The 14,656-nt window shown below is 71.1% G+C and carries 16 protein-coding genes and 1 tRNA gene; 15 read left to right on the plus strand and 2 right to left on the minus strand.

Annotated elements, in window-relative coordinates:
- Window positions 1–677: 677 nt before the first annotated feature.
- Window positions 678–833, plus strand: a complete 156-nt coding sequence (locus tag ABT118_RS10720; RefSeq protein WP_350657698.1) for a hypothetical protein — start codon at window positions 678–680, stop codon at window positions 831–833.
- A complete protein-coding gene (locus ABT118_RS10725) occupies window positions 830–1,114 on the plus strand; it encodes a hypothetical protein (protein WP_350657699.1) in 285 nt (94 codons plus the stop codon). The genes ABT118_RS10720 and ABT118_RS10725 overlap by 4 nt, the downstream gene beginning before the upstream one ends.
- A 55-nt stretch (window positions 1,115–1,169) precedes the next feature.
- On the opposite strand, the gene ABT118_RS10730 is transcribed toward ABT118_RS10725, so the two are convergent.
- Window positions 1,170–2,510: an NsdA family TPR-like regulatory protein gene (locus ABT118_RS10730; RefSeq protein ID WP_350657700.1), complete on the minus strand. Its 1,341-nt coding sequence runs from the start codon at window positions 2,508–2,510 to the stop codon at window positions 1,170–1,172.
- Between the two features lie 124 nt (window positions 2,511–2,634).
- On the opposite strand from ABT118_RS10730, the gene ABT118_RS10735 reads away from it, so the two are divergent.
- The 5 genes from ABT118_RS10735 (at window position 2,635) to ABT118_RS10755 (ending at window position 6,577) form a co-directional block, all read left to right on the plus strand.
- Window positions 2,635–3,114 (plus strand): hypothetical protein, encoded by a 480-nt coding sequence (locus tag ABT118_RS10735; protein WP_350657701.1) that lies wholly within the window; start codon window positions 2,635–2,637, stop codon window positions 3,112–3,114.
- A gap of 2 nt (window positions 3,115–3,116) precedes the next feature.
- Entirely contained in the window at window positions 3,117–3,401 is a 285-nt protein-coding gene (locus ABT118_RS10740; protein ID WP_350657702.1) for a DUF7848 domain-containing protein, read from the plus strand.
- A 781-nt stretch (window positions 3,402–4,182) separates the two neighbouring features.
- Window positions 4,183–4,695: an NUDIX domain-containing protein gene (locus tag ABT118_RS10745; RefSeq protein ID WP_350657705.1), complete on the plus strand. Its 513-nt coding sequence runs from the start codon at window positions 4,183–4,185 to the stop codon at window positions 4,693–4,695.
- Between the two features lie 576 nt (window positions 4,696–5,271).
- Window positions 5,272–6,180 carry a radical SAM/SPASM domain-containing protein gene (locus ABT118_RS10750; protein ID WP_350657728.1) on the plus strand — a complete coding sequence of 303 codons (909 nt, stop codon included), beginning with the start codon at window positions 5,272–5,274 and terminating at the stop codon, window positions 6,178–6,180.
- A gap of 37 nt (window positions 6,181–6,217) precedes the next feature.
- Window positions 6,218–6,577 (plus strand): hypothetical protein, encoded by a 360-nt coding sequence (locus ABT118_RS10755; RefSeq protein ID WP_350657737.1) that lies wholly within the window; start codon window positions 6,218–6,220, stop codon window positions 6,575–6,577.
- Between the two features lie 94 nt (window positions 6,578–6,671).
- On the opposite strand, the gene ABT118_RS10760 is transcribed toward ABT118_RS10755, so the two are convergent.
- Window positions 6,672–6,941, minus strand: a complete 270-nt coding sequence (locus tag ABT118_RS10760) for a GntR family transcriptional regulator (RefSeq protein ID WP_350657747.1) — start codon at window positions 6,939–6,941, stop codon at window positions 6,672–6,674.
- Between the two features lie 443 nt (window positions 6,942–7,384).
- Here ABT118_RS10760 and ABT118_RS10765 point away from each other — a divergent pair, with 443 nt between their 5' ends.
- From ABT118_RS10765 to ABT118_RS10800, 8 genes are all read left to right on the plus strand, one after another.
- On the plus strand, window positions 7,385–7,759 hold the full coding sequence (locus ABT118_RS10765) for a hypothetical protein (RefSeq protein WP_350657753.1): 375 nt from the start codon (window positions 7,385–7,387) through the stop codon (window positions 7,757–7,759).
- 396 nt (window positions 7,760–8,155) lie between these two features.
- Entirely contained in the window at window positions 8,156–9,283 is a 1,128-nt protein-coding gene (locus ABT118_RS10770) for an MFS transporter (RefSeq protein WP_350657768.1), read from the plus strand.
- Window positions 9,284–9,375: 92 nt separating this feature from the next.
- A tRNA-Thr gene (locus tag ABT118_RS10775) sits at window positions 9,376–9,451 on the plus strand.
- Between the two features lie 170 nt (window positions 9,452–9,621).
- On the plus strand, window positions 9,622–10,290 hold the full coding sequence (locus ABT118_RS10780; protein WP_350657781.1) for a response regulator transcription factor: 669 nt from the start codon (window positions 9,622–9,624) through the stop codon (window positions 10,288–10,290).
- Window positions 10,291–10,366: 76 nt separating this feature from the next.
- Complete coding sequence (gene galT / locus ABT118_RS10785) at window positions 10,367–11,452, plus strand: galactose-1-phosphate uridylyltransferase (RefSeq protein ID WP_350657795.1); 1,086 nt, start codon at window positions 10,367–10,369, stop codon at window positions 11,450–11,452.
- Entirely contained in the window at window positions 11,449–12,426 is a 978-nt protein-coding gene (gene galE, locus ABT118_RS10790; RefSeq protein ID WP_350657807.1) for a UDP-glucose 4-epimerase GalE, read from the plus strand. Before galT ends, galE begins: the two co-directional genes overlap by 4 nt.
- Complete coding sequence (gene galK / locus ABT118_RS10795) at window positions 12,423–13,553, plus strand: galactokinase (protein ID WP_350657822.1); 1,131 nt, start codon at window positions 12,423–12,425, stop codon at window positions 13,551–13,553. The genes galE and galK overlap by 4 nt, the downstream gene beginning before the upstream one ends.
- 223 nt (window positions 13,554–13,776) lie before the next feature.
- Window positions 13,777–14,640 (plus strand): LuxR C-terminal-related transcriptional regulator, encoded by an 864-nt coding sequence (locus ABT118_RS10800; protein WP_350657835.1) that lies wholly within the window; start codon window positions 13,777–13,779, stop codon window positions 14,638–14,640.
- Window positions 14,641–14,656 lie beyond the last annotated feature (16 nt).

The raw sequence follows: 14,656 nt of genomic DNA on the forward strand, positions 1-14,656 counted from the left end.
CCGCAGACGGCGGAACGCTGGAGATCACCCGGTGCGGCGCCCTGGTCGACCTACACCTACGCGACGCCGAGGGGCGAACCGTGGCCACGGTGACCCGCCGAGCCGGCTCAACTGCCCTCGCGCTCGCCGAGCTTCGCCGGGAAGTTTTTGCACTCAAGTCGGCTTGAGGTCATAGCGTCGGTGGCGCGGATCGGGCCGCGCACTAGCTACTCTCCGTGTCATGTTCACGCTTCAACTGCTGACGCTCTGTTAGCAATGCCGGAAGCGTCTGACATGTCAGTGGCGGGGGGGACGATCAAAACCGCTGGAGAAAAGTTCGCGTCCGGGTGCAACCTTCTGGCCTGCCTCACGTCTGGAGAAGTAGGGCAGGAGAGCGTGTCAAAAACTGACTTGAACACGTTCAAAATAATGCCCTTCCATCCACTGAACATCTGTACTAGGGTCACTACATGGTCACGCACCGCAACCACTGGACGGTCGAAAGCTCGATATATGTAACTCCCCGTAATCGCTGCTGGAACGGGGCTGAGGGGGGATGGGAGGTCTGCACGGGAGTGTCAGACCTGCTCGCCACTACGCACGTACGGACTTGTGAGGACCTGCCTCCGGTCCTGGAAACACAAGGGGGGATCGTGGCAAGGCTGCTCGCGGAGACAACGACGTACCGGGCGTTCCGCGTGGTTGCGCGAGAGACCACCAGCCGGGGCCTGGTCGGCATGGTCGAGTGGACGCAGGACCCGGACTCGGGACTGTGGCGGGAGCACGATGCCCCGTGGACCATCTGTGACGCCGGGCAGCACCGCCCCGCCTCGCCCCTGGTGGTGGCAGCGTGACCGTGACCAGAGACCGTCATTTCATCCTGTCCCGTGACGACCAGGCCGACGCCTACGACACGGCGTCGAGCCTTGACGCCGTGCTGGTGCGGGCCGGGATCACCGAGCGGTACGGCATGTCCGTGCAGCGCATCCCGGGCGGCCGGCGAGCCGAGGTTGCATGGGGGCTGTACCTGGTCGACCGCGAGGCGGACCAGCCGACCCCGGCCGGGCTCGCCCTGGTGACGCCGGTTCGGCATACCCGCGCCCTGGTGGCCGAGCTGGTCGCCCTCGCGGCGTAGACACGACGAAGCCCCGTCGCTCCGTGGCAGAGCGGCGGGGCCTCGGCGGGCTCGGCTACGCGGCGAGGCGAACCGGGACCAACGTCCGTGCCCGTTCGTAGAGATCGCGGGCATCAGGGTTGGTGGGGTGGCTGGTTAGAAGCCCGAGCATGTTCCGGATCTTCGCGTCAGCTCGGCCGGACTGAACTAGCGGGTAGTCGTCTAGGACTGTGTGCCACGTTGCCCATGCGTTCTCGAACTTGCCTGCCTTGAGCTGCCACTCGGCCAGTAGCGCGCCGTACCGGACTCGGGTGCGTCGGTAGTTGCCGTGGCGTAGCTTGTCGGACAGCTCTAGGGACTCGACGGCCCCGCTCAAGTCGCCTAGTTCGTAACGAACTTGACCAATGTGGTAGTTGAGCGACGAAGGGTCGTAAGAGCCGAACGCCTTACTCTCCGACTCTGCACGGTCCATCGCCCGCTCTGCCTCGCCGATCAACCGCATGGCGGTTGCCACGTCCCCGATTTGTGCTGCCGAGTGGGCTTGTTGCCCCGCGAGGAACGCTCTCATTCGGGGCCCTGCAACTGGTGAAGCCGCTGAAGCAGCGTCCGCAAGCTGCATTGCTCGCCGCCCATACCCGAGGTCCACCGCCTGCACGCTCATGCCACGGAGCGTGGTGCAGTAGGTCACGTGATCACCAGCGATACCTGCCAGCTCCAGCGCCTTGGTGTAGTAGCGCTGTGCAAGACCGTGCAGCCCCTCATCCACCGCCATATATCCCGTGAGGTAGCAGAGATCCGAGGCGGCTGACATCATCGCCTGACGCACCGCCTCGGGGGCCTCGGCGCGAAGGTATGGCCCCACCTGGTTGACCAGGTAGCTCGCCGCCATGGGGCGGGCAGCCCGACCGCCGAACTTGTCGTCAAGGGTGCTGAGTTCCTCGGTCATGGCGATCACTGAAGCAACTTCGGGCATCCCTATCCGGATGGTCGCGCCGCGCTGGATTGACTCGGCGCGAGCTAGTACGTCCTGCCACCCCGGCACGTTCAATGCGACTGCAAACAGGCTTGCGCCGAGCACGCTCCGCCGCGAGGGGTCCATATCCGCCCTCCCCAACTCGATCAGTGACTCGACGGTACCTGTCGGTCCGGTCGGCTGGTCGGGTGGTGGCGGGAAACCTGCCTCGGTGTGAGTCACCAGACGGCCGAGCCGGCGGGCGAGGGCTTCAAGGATGGCAGCTTGTGCCGGGGCCTCGGGCTCTGTCCCGGCTACCCACTGGGAGACGTTCGGCTGACTGTAGCCCGTTGGCCGACCGCTCTCTGTGCCCACCAGGTTGACTGCCCGTGCGAATGCACCCTGTGTGAGCTGTGCTTCCGTCAAGAGTCGTGCCAGGGAAGGGTTTGGCTGACGCTTCGCCATGGGTGGAACTCCCCGTTCCGCTTTTATGGGTCGTATATCGCGCGAGCGTTGCGAGCCTACCCCGGAGCGTGGTCATGCGGTTGCGTAGAGGCACACAGACCGACCGGCAACGCGAGGGGTCACCGTGGCCAACACGAAGTTGCGCAAGATCGTCAGGGAGCACCGCAGACAGGCGCGCGAGGCGTGCGAGGCACTGCGCGAAATCGCCGAGGCGGTCGGCTGCCCGCTTCCCTCGCTCACCATCGACTCGGCCTCGCCCATCACGGGTGAAACCCTGGTGGACTTCGGCAGGGCACGCCCCGAAGCAGTCCGCAACCTGGTGGACGTGCTCCGGGCCGGGCTGGTCGCTCTCGCTGCGGAAGCGTCCCCCGTTGTCGCCCTGTTCCGTCCGACGGTCGGTGACCTGGTGGTGGACACGAAGTTGGGGCGGGTCGGTGAAGTCACGGGCGTCACCGATTCCGGATGGACCCTCACCCCGTGGCCGGTAGACGGCGAGACGTGGACGGCCGACCCCCTGCACGTGCGGGCCCCAACCGCCAACGAGAGGGTACGTACGCACATGGTGTTGGTGACCCCCGAGCCCGTTCACGCGAAGGTGGGCTGACCGTGGCACTCGGAGCACCGTCCCTTGAAGCCGGTAAGCGGCGAATGTTCCGGTTCCTGCTCTGGCAGGTTGGGCCGGACAACGACCGCGACGAAATCCACGTCGTCTACTGCGAGGGCGAGGAAGACGACGGCGCCCGGTGCGGCGCGGACTCCGGCGAGTGCGTCGACCGCGAGACGGCCGAGTTGTGGCCGTTCGAGCACGCCGCGGAGAAGCCGGAGCACCGGAGTTACGGGCTTCTGAGCTACCGTCCGATGATCACGACCCCGACGGAGGAACCGACGTGAGCCGGCTGACGCTGGCGATGGGTGGCATGTTCCTTGTCTGCACCCTCCCGTCCGGTGTGGTGCTCGGTGTCGCCATGGCGGTACCGAACGACGGTCGCCGATGGGTCGCGTGTTTCTTCGCCCTGGCGCTCGCCATGCTCGGCACGTCCCACGGTCCCGGGCTGATCGAAGGGTGGCAGCGCCGACGACGGGCACGGGCACGGGTCCGGGCTGCCTTGTCGGCCGGGGCTCGGCGGGTCCGGACGTGAGCAGCGCGGAACTGTCAGCGTGGCGGACGGGCTTCTGTGTTCCGTGCGAAGCGGCAGCCGAGGTGACCGAGATACCGTCCACGCCCCAACGCAAACAGATCACGGTCTGTCGGGGGCACCACATGCGCTACGTCCGTCGGCTGAGCCTCGGCTCGAAGCTGAACACGTGGGCTGGTGCGCTGAACCGGCGCCGAGGCCCCGCGCGGGTCGACGCCGCCGTCTAACTTTCTGGTCTCCCGTCCCCTGTGCGCCCGTTTCCTGGCGTACTCGGACGGGTCGGCCCCGCTGCCTGATCCCCCCGACAGGCAGTGTGCGGGCCGGTGCTCCGCCGGTCCCACTCGGCGGAGTTGTGCGCGCGGCGGTGCGCACAGGTCGCCCTGGTCTTGCCGTCGGGGCTGGACCAGGGCGACCCCGTTGATTCCCGTCGGACCACTGATCCGGCGGGTTGCACAACGCCCCCGCCCCGGCTTCGTTGCGTGGTTGCTGCCCAGTCGGGACGGGTTCACCGATCTACCTAGTTGGAGGTAAAACCATTGGCGCACAACGACATTGAGCGATCCGAGCAGCCTCGCCGCCGCCTCGGCTGCGTGGTGCTGATCACCCGCGAGGACGGGGCCGTGCTGTTCGAGGAGACCACGTACAAGGATCAGCCGATCTTGCCGGGTGGCGGTGCCCACAAGGGCGAGCGGATCGCCGACGCTGCCGCGCGGGAGTTGTTCGAGGAGACCGGGTTGCGCCGGACCCTGACGCACGCCCTCGCCATCGACCAGATGGAGGCGAACGAGTCGAGCGGCGCCAACGAGGGGCTGAACATCGTGCTCGACGGCGGGGTGTTGACCGCCGCGGAGGCCGAGGGCCTGTCCATCCCGGTGGGGGCGAGTGAGGAAATCCGGGCGTTGGTGTGGCTCAAGCCGAACCAGTTCGAGGGCAGGTTGGCGCGCTACCAGGCCGACCGGGTGCGGTGTGCCCTCGCTGCCCGCGCGGCCGGTCACGGGCTGCCGCTGCTGTTCATCGGCGAGCCCGCAGGAGTCCATGTCGCCGCGTGACCAGCCCACCCGAGTGCCCCGAGGGGCCCCGGCATCGGGTCAAGGTGACCCCGTACGCCGAGGTTCCGGCGGATGGTCCGGACGGTTCGGCCTGGTGCTGCGAGACCTGCGGCCGGTACGGCGCGATTCTCAGCGAACCGTGGGCCGAGCTGTTCCCGGGCGAGCCGCTGGTGATCTCCCTCGGGCGCACCCAACCCGGCACGGCGCCGCCCGCTCGGCGCACTGCCCTGTACTCCCGTTCCGGCGGGGCGGAAATGGGTCAACACCCCCGCCGGAACGGGGTTCCACGCCTGCCGTAGGGCAGGTGGCTCGCCGCACAACGACGTGAGGTGAGCAACCGCTGTTCCCCGGTGGGGAGTTCGCAACGTGTGCACGGCCGACCTGTCAGACGTGACAGGCGCTCCGACACCGTCCCGCCCCGCCCGGCCGACGGGATGCCCCGCAAGGGGTGAGGAACAGCACCGCCCGCCCCGATCAACCTTCCGTGAGTAGATCGGGGCGGGCCCTTTGCACCACCAGCGAGACACCGCCGACCACCCGAGCCGGCGGCCGACTCTACGGAGGGAGCACAGAGTCATGACCATCACCACCCCCGAGCCCAAGCTGACCACCCCTCGGCCCCCGGCGCCGCTCGACTTCGCGTGGCTGGAGGTGACCGGGTTCTGTAACGAAGAGTGCGATCACTGCTATGCGGACTCCGGCCCGCAGGGCACGCACGGCAAGATGACCGCCGACAACTGGCGGTCCGTGCTCGACCAGCTCGCCGCCATGGGCACGAAGAACGTGCAGTTCATCGGCGGTGAACCGACGCTCTACCCGCACCTCGGGGACCTGATCATCTACGCCCGGGGCAAGGGGCTCGCGGTCGAAGTGTTCTCGAACATGACCTACATCACGCCCGCGCTGTGGGACGTGTTCAAGTCCACCGGGACCAGCCTCGCCACGTCCTACTACAGCGACCAGGCCGACCAGCACGACGCCGTAACCCAACACCGCGGATCGCACCGGAAGACCCGGGCGAACGTGACGAAGGCGCTCGAACTCGGGATTCCGATCCGGGGCGGTGTCGTGACCACCCGGCCGGGGCAGCGAGCCGCGGAAGCCCTGCAAGACCTGATCAGCCTCGGGGTTGAGGAAGTCGGCGGCGACCGGATGCGGGCGTTCGGACGGGCAAGCCGCGGAGTCGCGCCGAAGGTCGCCGATCTGTGCGGGCACTGCGCACACGAGAAGTGCGCAATCCTGCCGGACGGGAGTGTCGTGCCGTGCGTGCTCGGCCGGTTCATGCCGGTGGGCAACGTGCTTGACTCGCCGTTGGCCGATATCTGGGCCAGCGACCGCCTCGCCGAAGCCCTCGCCACCATCGAGCGGGAGTGCGACACGGCACAGTCGTGCACGCCCCCGCAGTTCCTTCCGATGTGCGGACCGTGTCAGCCCTGCGTGCCCTCGGTGGGGCACTGCGACCCGCCCGGAGCCCCAACCCCCTAGCATCGGAAGCCACCATCCGGCGCGCGAGGGAGCAGCATTGGACGACCATGGCGACCACTACGGGGACGACTGGACACCGTGGCCTGGCGACGCCCCCACCGGGTGGGCAACCCGGACTCCGGACCAGTGGTTGGACGTTGCCCGGTACGTCCGTCACGCGGCGAACAAGATCGGCCCGGACTTGCCGCTCTGCCTGCCCGGTGAGCCGCAACAGTGCGGGCGGAGTGCTCAGCAGCACGTCGTGTTGTGGAGTGCTGATCTCAAGGCGCGGGCGCACCACCTGATCGAAACGGCGGCACCGACTCAGCCCTACGGGGTGTGGGCGGCGAAGTCGTTGTTCCGCAGCAGGGTCGGCGAACTGCGGAACCAGGCCACCGAGGGCGCCGAGATAGAGTGAACGGCGGGCGCGGGGGCTCCAACGGAACAACGACCCCCTGCCGACTCCCGTGCCTCTTGGCCCCGTCCCGCTGGTGACTCCAGTAGGGCGGGGCCTACTCGTTCCCGGGCTCGGCCTGGTCGCTCGGGTCCGATACGTAGGTGCCCCGGCTCGGGACGGTGTGGACCAACCCGTCATCCCGGAGAACGCCGAGGGCGGCCCGGACCGTGTTCCGCGCAACGCCGAAACGCTCGGAGAGGTTCGCTTCGGATGGGACGGGGCTTCCTGGTGCCAGCGTTCCGGCCTTGATTTCGGCCGCCAGGATTGCGGCGACCTGCCGAAACGGGGGTTTGGCCCCTCGGGGGTCGATCTCACGCGCTGCCATGCGGAGCAGCCTAGACAATCCATCCGGCCTATACCGGCTTGAACGGGCCTGGACCGACCTATACCGGTTGGCGTACCGTCGGGCACGAAAGAACCCCCGTCGCCGATTAGGCCCGGCTCCGGGGGTCGTTGTCCGCACAGCTAGTTGGAGCTGCCGACATGACCGACTTTACATTCTGGGCTTGGCTCTACACAGTGGCCGGCTGCCTGGTCGCAGCGTGCGCCCTGGCGCTCTACATGAGCGGCGCGACCGATACCCCCGCGGGTCGCCACCGAGCCGGAGCCCCCCGCCCCATCGTGGTAGACGTTCCCGGGCTCCGCGCCCCCGCGTACCTCACCCGCGAGCGCCCCGTGTTCCCGGTGCCCACCCCCGCCCCGACCCCCGCCCCGGCAGTCCTGCCCGAGCCGGTTCGGGTTCCGTCCGTCAGCTACACCCCGCAGGAAGTGCACGCTGTTGCGGCCGAGCGGGAGCAGCGAGCGCACCAGCCGCGGGAAGTCGCTCCCGAGGTGGTGCCCGTAGTCGAGTCGGAGCCCACTCCCGAGCCGGAGAGCGTCCCCGAGGTGGTGCCCGTAGTCGAGTCGGAGCCCACTCCCGAGCCGGAGAGCGTCCCCGAAACGGTCGAGCCGGAGAGCGTCCCTGAGCCAACGCCCATCACCGAGTCGAGCCCCGAGGATCTGCCCCGACCGGGCACGTACCGCGTGGTGCCGCTCTGGGTGGTACTCGCCGACGAACCACAGCGACAGGGACAGCGGCGGCAAGCGCTGGACGCTGCGGCGGCCGGTCACGATCTCGGTTACACCTACATGGGGGCAGCGTGATGCGGAAAGCCACCTGCGACGAACGGCAGACCCCCGAGGGCGATCCGTGCGTGATCAGTTTCGGCCACCAGGACGACCACCTAACCGCCCTCGGCGAGACGTGGCCCCGTGTACGGCCCGCTAGCCCCCGCTGCACCCGGTGCCGGAGGGAAGCCGTCAAACCGGCCCCGATCGGCCACCAGGAAGCCGCAAGCGGCCCCGGCTACACCCGGTGGGCGTGCTCGCCGAGCTGCCCCGAGTAGCACCCCCCTCGCCCCGTCCGGACCGATTCCGGGCGGGGCTTCTAAGACTGCGAGAGGGAACTAGGCAACGGCGGCCGCGCTGGTCTTCGGCGGGGTCTTCTTCCCGGGCCTCGGTCCGGCGGGTTCGCTGCTGGCGGCCTTCTCGGTCTACGCGGTGGCGTTCCTGGCCCGGCCGGTCGGGGCGGTGCTGTTCGGCCACTACGGCGACCGGCTGGGGCGGAAGACCACGCTGGTCGGCTCGCTGCTGCTGATGGGGGTCTCCACCGCGCTGGTCGGCCTGCTGCCCGGCTACGGGGCGTGGGGGATCTGGGCGCCGCTGCTGTTGGTGTTCCTGAGGTTCTGTCAGGGCATCGGCCTGGGCGGGGAGTGGGGCGGCGCGGCGCTGCTGCTGGCCGAGCACGCCCCGCCGGAGCGGCGCGGGCGGTACGGCGGGTACCTCCAACTCGGCCCGTGCGCCGGGTTCTTCCTGGCCAACTCGGTCTTCCTGGCGCTCTCCGAGGGGCTGGGCCGGGCGGCGTTCCTGAGCTGGGGGTGGCGGGTGCCGTTCCTGGCTTCGGCGGTGCTGGTGGCGTTCGGCCTGTTCGTCCGGCTCCGGGTGGCCGAGTCGCCGGTGTTCCGGGACGAGCCGGAGCGGGCCCGGGTGCCGGTGGTCGAGCTGCTCCGGGACCACGGCCGGACGGTGCTGCTCGGCGGCCTCGCGGTCATGGTCGGGTACACGCTGTTCTACCTGACCACCACGTACGCGCTGGCCTACGCGACCGCCGAACTGGGCCTGCCCAGCGGCCTGGTGCTCGGCCTGCTGCTGGCCGGGACGCTGGTCAAGGCGGGCACGGTCTGGTTCGGCGCGGGCCGGGGCGACCGCTGGGGGCGGCGGCGGACGCTGATCGCCGCGACCTGGCTGAGCATCGGCTGGTCCCTGGTGCTGTTCCCGCTGCTGGAGACCGCCAGGCCGGTCCTGGTCGGGGTGGCCCTGATCGGCTCGCTGGCGGTGCTCGGCCTGCACCTCGGGCCGATCGCCGGCTACCTGCCCGAGCTGTTCCCGACCCGGCTCAGGTACACCGGCGTGGCACTCAGCTACAACCTCGGCGGCGTGGTCGGCGGGGCCACCGCACCGCTGGTCGCCACCCGGCTCAGCAGCAGCTACGGCACCGCCGTCCCGATCGGCTGGTACGCGGCCGGGGTGGGCGTGGTCTCCCTGCTCAGCCTGCTCGCGCTGCCCGAGACCAGGGGGCGCGACCTGGTCACCGCACGCCGCCCCGGGCTCGCCGCCGAGCCCGGCTGACGGGACGTCGGGCGGGCCGTCGGAGGGGGCGCGGGGGCGGATTTCCCGTACCGGCCGATCACCGTGTAATGTCTTCCTCGTTCGACCGGTTCGCCCCTATAGCTCAGTCGGTAGAGCGTCTCCATGGTAAGGAGAAGGTCTGCGGTTCGATTCCGCATGGGGGCTCCAACTACGAAGGCTCCCGCCATTACGGCGGGGGCCTTTCGTGTTTCCGGAGCCGGGTCGGCGCGATCGCACTCTGGCGGGGCGGGGCCGAATGCGCTCTGATGGTGCGTCACGGCCGCCCGCCGGGTACGGACGGGGTGCGACGGGCGGGCCGGACGGGGAGTGGAGGCGCCGTGGGCGTTCGGCTCGTGGTGGTCGACGACCACAGACTGCTCGCGGAGGCACTGGCCTCCGCGCTGGCCCTGCGCGGACACCGGGTGCTCGCGATCGGGTCGCCGGCCCGCACGGTCGGCGAGGCGGTGATCGGCCGGCGGCCGGAGGTGTGCCTGCTGGGGGTGGCCGGGCCGGGCGGTCCGGACGCCTTCGAGCCGCTGCGGCGGCTGCGCCGGGAGCGGCCGGAGATCGCGGTGGTGGTGCTCGGTCCGGTCGGCGAGCCCGGCCGGGTGGCGGCGGCGTTCGCGGCCGGGGCGGCGGGCTACGTGCGCAGCGACGAGCGGATAGAGGTGGTCGAGCGGGCGATCACCCGGGTCCGGGCCGGGGAGGCCGCCTGCGCGGTCGAGGTGCTGCAGGGGGCGTTCGAGCGGCTGCTCCGTCCGGTGGCCGAGCCGGACGACGACGCGGTGCGGCTGCTGCGGGCGCTCACCCGGCGGGAGGTCCAGGTGCTGATCCGGATCACCGAGGGCCAGGACACCACCGCCATCGCGGCCGGTATGGGCATCGCCCCGAGCACGGCCCGTACCCACGTCCAGCGGGTCCTGATGAAGCTCGGCGCCCGCACCCGGCTCGAAGCCACCGCCACCGCCGCCCGCACCGGACTCCTGGAGCGCATCACCCGGACCTGAAGAAGCAGCCTTCTGTTGACTTCTGTGGGGTTCCGTTTGATTATGTGAGCGCCAGCGCACATCGGAAGGCGGAGCCGTGCAGAAGACCACGACCAAGCTCGCGGACGGCCGCGAGCTCATCTACTTCGATGCGGACGAGTCCGCCGACCGGGCCTTCACCGACCTGCGTCCGCTGGAGGCCGCCACCGCCCTGTCGGAGGTCCGCCGCGACCCGGTCACCGGCGACCACGTCACGGTCGCGGCGCACCGCCAGGGCCGCACCTACCACCCCCCGGCCGACGAGTGTCCGCTCTGCCCGTCCCGGGAGGGCCGGCTGAGCGAGGTCCCGGCCCCCGACTACGAGGTCGTGGTCTTCGAGAACCGCTTCCCCTCGCTCGCCCACGGTGCGGCCGCCGAGGTCCTGCCCGACCCCACGCCGCTGCGCGAGCTGCAGCCGGGGGTGGGCCGCTGCGAGGTGGTCTGCTTCACCGCCGACCACGACGCCTCGTTCGCCGACCTGACCGAGCAGCGGGCCCGCCTGGTGCTGGACGCCTGGACCGACCGGACGGCCGAGCTGTCCGCCCTCCCCGGCGTGCAGCAGGTCTACTGCTTCGAGAACCGGGGTGCCGAGATCGGGGTGACGCTGGCCCACTCGCACGGCCAGATCTACGCCTTCCCGTTCACCACCCCGCGCACCGCCAGGATGGCCGACCGCGCCGCCGAGCACCGCGCCGCGACCGGCCGCAACCTGTTCGAGGACCTGCTCGCGGCCGAACTGGCGGACCCCGTACGGGTGGTGATCCGGGGTGAGCACTGGACCGCGTTCGTCCCGTTCGCGGCCCGCTGGCCGTACGAGGTGCACCTGTACCCGAACCGCCGGGTGGCGGACCTGACCGGGCTGACCGAGGCGGAGCGGGCCGAGTTCCCGGGGGTCTACCTCGAACTGCTGCGCCGCTTCGACCTGTTGTTCGACGGAGCGGCTCCGACCCCGTACATCGCGGCCTGGCACCAGGCACCCGCCGGGCGGCGGGAGGAGCTCGCACTGCATCTGGAGCTCTTCACGATCCGTCGTACGGTAGGCAAGCTCAAGTTCCTGGCCGGGGTCGAATCCGGCATGGACGCATTCATCAACGATGTGTCGCCGGAAGCGGCGGCCCATCGCCTGCGGGAGGTCGCACCATGAGTAAGTACCTGGTAACCGGTGGCGCCGGCTACGTCGGCAGTGTGGTCACCGCGCACCTGCTGGAGGCCGGCCACCAGGTGACGGTGCTGGACGACCTCTCCACCGGTTTCCGCGAGGGCGTCCCGGCCGGGGCCGAGTTCGTCCGGGGCCGGATCCAGGACGCGGCCGAGGTGCTCGACTCCTCCTACGACGGCGTGCTGCACTTCGCCGCCAGCTCCCAGGTCGGCGAGTCGGTCGCGGACCCGGAGAAGTACTGGCGCAACAACGTGGCCGGCTCGCTGGAGCTGATCAGCGCGATGCGCAAGGCCGGCGTCGGCACCCTGGTCTTCTCCTCCACCGCCGCCGTCTACGGCGAGCCGGAGCAGGTCCCGATCGCCGAGACCGCCCGCACCTCGCCGACCAACACCTACGGCGCGACCAAGCTCGCGGTCGACCACCTGATCACCAGTGAGGCGGCCGCGCACGGCCTGGCCGCCGTCTCGCTGCGCTACTTCAACGTGGCCGGGGCGTACGGCAGCTCCTCGGGTGTCGCCTTCGGCGAGCGGCACGACCCGGAGTCGCACCTGATCCCGCTGGTCTTCCAGGCCGCCCTGGGCGAGCGCCCGCACATCGCGGTCTACGGCGAGGACTACCCGACGCCGGACGGCACCTGCATCCGCGACTACATCCACGTCGCCGACCTGGCCGACGCGCACCTGCTGGCGCTGGGCGCCGCCAAGGCCGGCGAGCACCTGATCTGCAACCTCGGCAACGGCAGCGGCTTCTCGGTCCGTGAGGTGATCGAGTCGGTGAAGCGCGTGACCGGCCGGGAGATCCCGGTCGTGGTCGCCGACCGCCGCCCCGGCGACCCGGCCGTCCTGGTCGCCTCCGCCGCCCGCGCCCACCAGGCGCTGGGCTGGACCCCCCGTCGTGCGGACCTGGACGAGATCGTCCGGGACGCCTGGCAGTTCACCCTGGAGAAGAAGCAAGCATGACCGACTTCCAGTCCGTCCACGGCGCCGACCCGACCGGGGTCTGGGCCGCACCCGGCCGGGTCAACCTGATCGGCGAGCACACCGACTACAACGACGGCTTCGTGCTCCCGATCGCCCTGCCGCACGCCGCCAGGGCGGCCGTCCGGCTCCGCACCGACGGCCTGCTCCGGCTGTGGAGCGAGCAGGGCGACGGCCAGGTGGTCGAGCTGGAGGTCGCCGCGCTGGCGCCCGGCTCCGTGACGGGCTGGGCCAAGTACCCGGCGGCGGTGGTCTGGGCGCTGCGCGAGGCCGGCCACCAGGTCGGCGGCGCGGACTTCTGGTTCGACAGCGACGTGCCGACCGGGGCGGGCCTGTCCTCCTCGGCCGCACTGGAGTGCGTGGTCGCCACCGCGTACCGCGACCTGTACGACCTGGAGCTCGACGCGGCCGAGCTGGCACTGCTCGCGCAGCGGGCCGAGAACGCCTTCGTCGGCGTCCCGTGCGGTGTGATGGACCAGATGGCCTCGATGTGCTGCGCCGAGGGCGGCGCGCTCTTCCTGGACACCAGGGACCTGTCGCAGCGCCAGGTCCCGCTCGACCTGGCGGCCCGCGGCCTGCGGCTGCTGGTGATCGACACCCGGGTCAAGCACGACCTGGCCGACGGCGCGTACGCCGAGCTCCGGGCCGGCTGCGAGCGGGCCGCCGGGCTGCTCGGCCTGTCCGCCCTGCGCGAGCTCGACCGGGCCGGCCTGCCGGCCGCGCTGGACCGGCTGCCCGCCGAACTCCGGCCGCTGGTACGCCACGTGGTGACCGAGAACGCCCGGGTCGAGCAGGTCATCGCCCTGCTGGACGCGGACGACCCGGCCGGGCTGGGGCCGGTGCTGACCGCCGGGCACGCCTCGCTCCGGGACGACTACCGGGTCTCCTGCCCGGAGACCGACCTCGCGGTGGCCGCGGCGGTGGAGGCCGGTGCGCTCGGCGCCCGGATGACCGGCGGCGGTTTCGGCGGCTCGGTGATCGCCCTGGTGGCGGCCGAGCTGCTGGACGGGGTCGCGGCCGCCGTGACCGGCGCGTTCAAGGCGGCCGGCCACGCCGAGCCGCGCACCTTCACCGCCGTCCCGGCCGCCGGAGCCCGCCGGCTCGGCTGACCACGCATGACCCCGCCCCGGACCGATGCACTGTCGGCCCGGGGCGGTGTCATGTCCGGACAACTGCACGGCGAATGACGAAACTTCACCAAACCCCCACCGATTCCCTGCCGGTATCCGTACGCTGAGTCCCGCAGGGAACCGGGGGGCGGACGTGGGAGCGCCCACCGCAGTGGACCCGGCAGCCGGTGGGGGTCGGCACCTGAGCAGGGGGGGAACGACGATGGGACGGGTTCGCGTCCTGGTGGTCGACGACCACCGCATCTTTGCCGAGGCACTGGCGGCCACCCTGGCCGCCGAGGCCGACGTCGAGGTCGGCGTGGCCGGGAGCACGGCCGGGGCCGAGCGCGCCCTGGAGCGGGCCGCCGCCGAAGGGCGGGCCTTCGACGTGATCCTGATCGATGCCGACCTCGGCCCCGCGAGCACACCGGCCACCCGGCGGCTGCGCCAACCGGCGGAGCCCGCCGAGCAGTTCGGACGCGCCCCGGCACCCAGGAGGCCGCCCGTCCTGCTGCCCGCCGTTCCGCCCAGGCCCCCGTCCGGGCCGCCGGCCGACGGCCTGCCGCTGCTCGCCCGGGCCTGTCGGAGCTACCCCGAGCTGCGTGCGGTGGTGCTCGCGGGCGAGGACGACCCGCGCCGCGCCGTCCGGGCCCTCCAGGCCGGGGCCTGCGGCTGGGTCGCCAAGGACAGCTCACTGCCGCGCCTGATGGCCGTGATCCGCGGCGTCCTGCGCGACGAGACGCATCTGCCGCCCGCACTGCTCACCGGAGTGGTACGGGAGTTGACCGCCGCCCGGCGCGACCGGACGGAGAGCGAACGGCTGGTGGAGAGCCTCACCCCCCGGGAGGAGGAGGTGCTCCGCTGCATGGTCGCCGGGCTCGGCCGGCAGGCCGTGGCCGAGCGGCTCTACCTCTCCCCGCACACCGTCCGCACCCACATGCAGAACGTGCTCGGCAAGCTGGGGGTGCACTCCACCCTCGCGGCCGTCGCGGTCGCCCGCCGGGCGGGCGTCAGCCCGTCCGAGCCGGCCGTTCCACCGCCCCCGCGCCCCACCCCAACCGTCGCCACAGGCCCCGGCGCCGGCTGACCAGCCCCCCAACCCC

The sequence above is a fragment of the Kitasatospora sp. NPDC002040 genome, assembly GCF_040296785.1.
In the GTDB taxonomy this organism is placed as follows: domain Bacteria; phylum Actinomycetota; class Actinomycetes; order Streptomycetales; family Streptomycetaceae; genus Kitasatospora.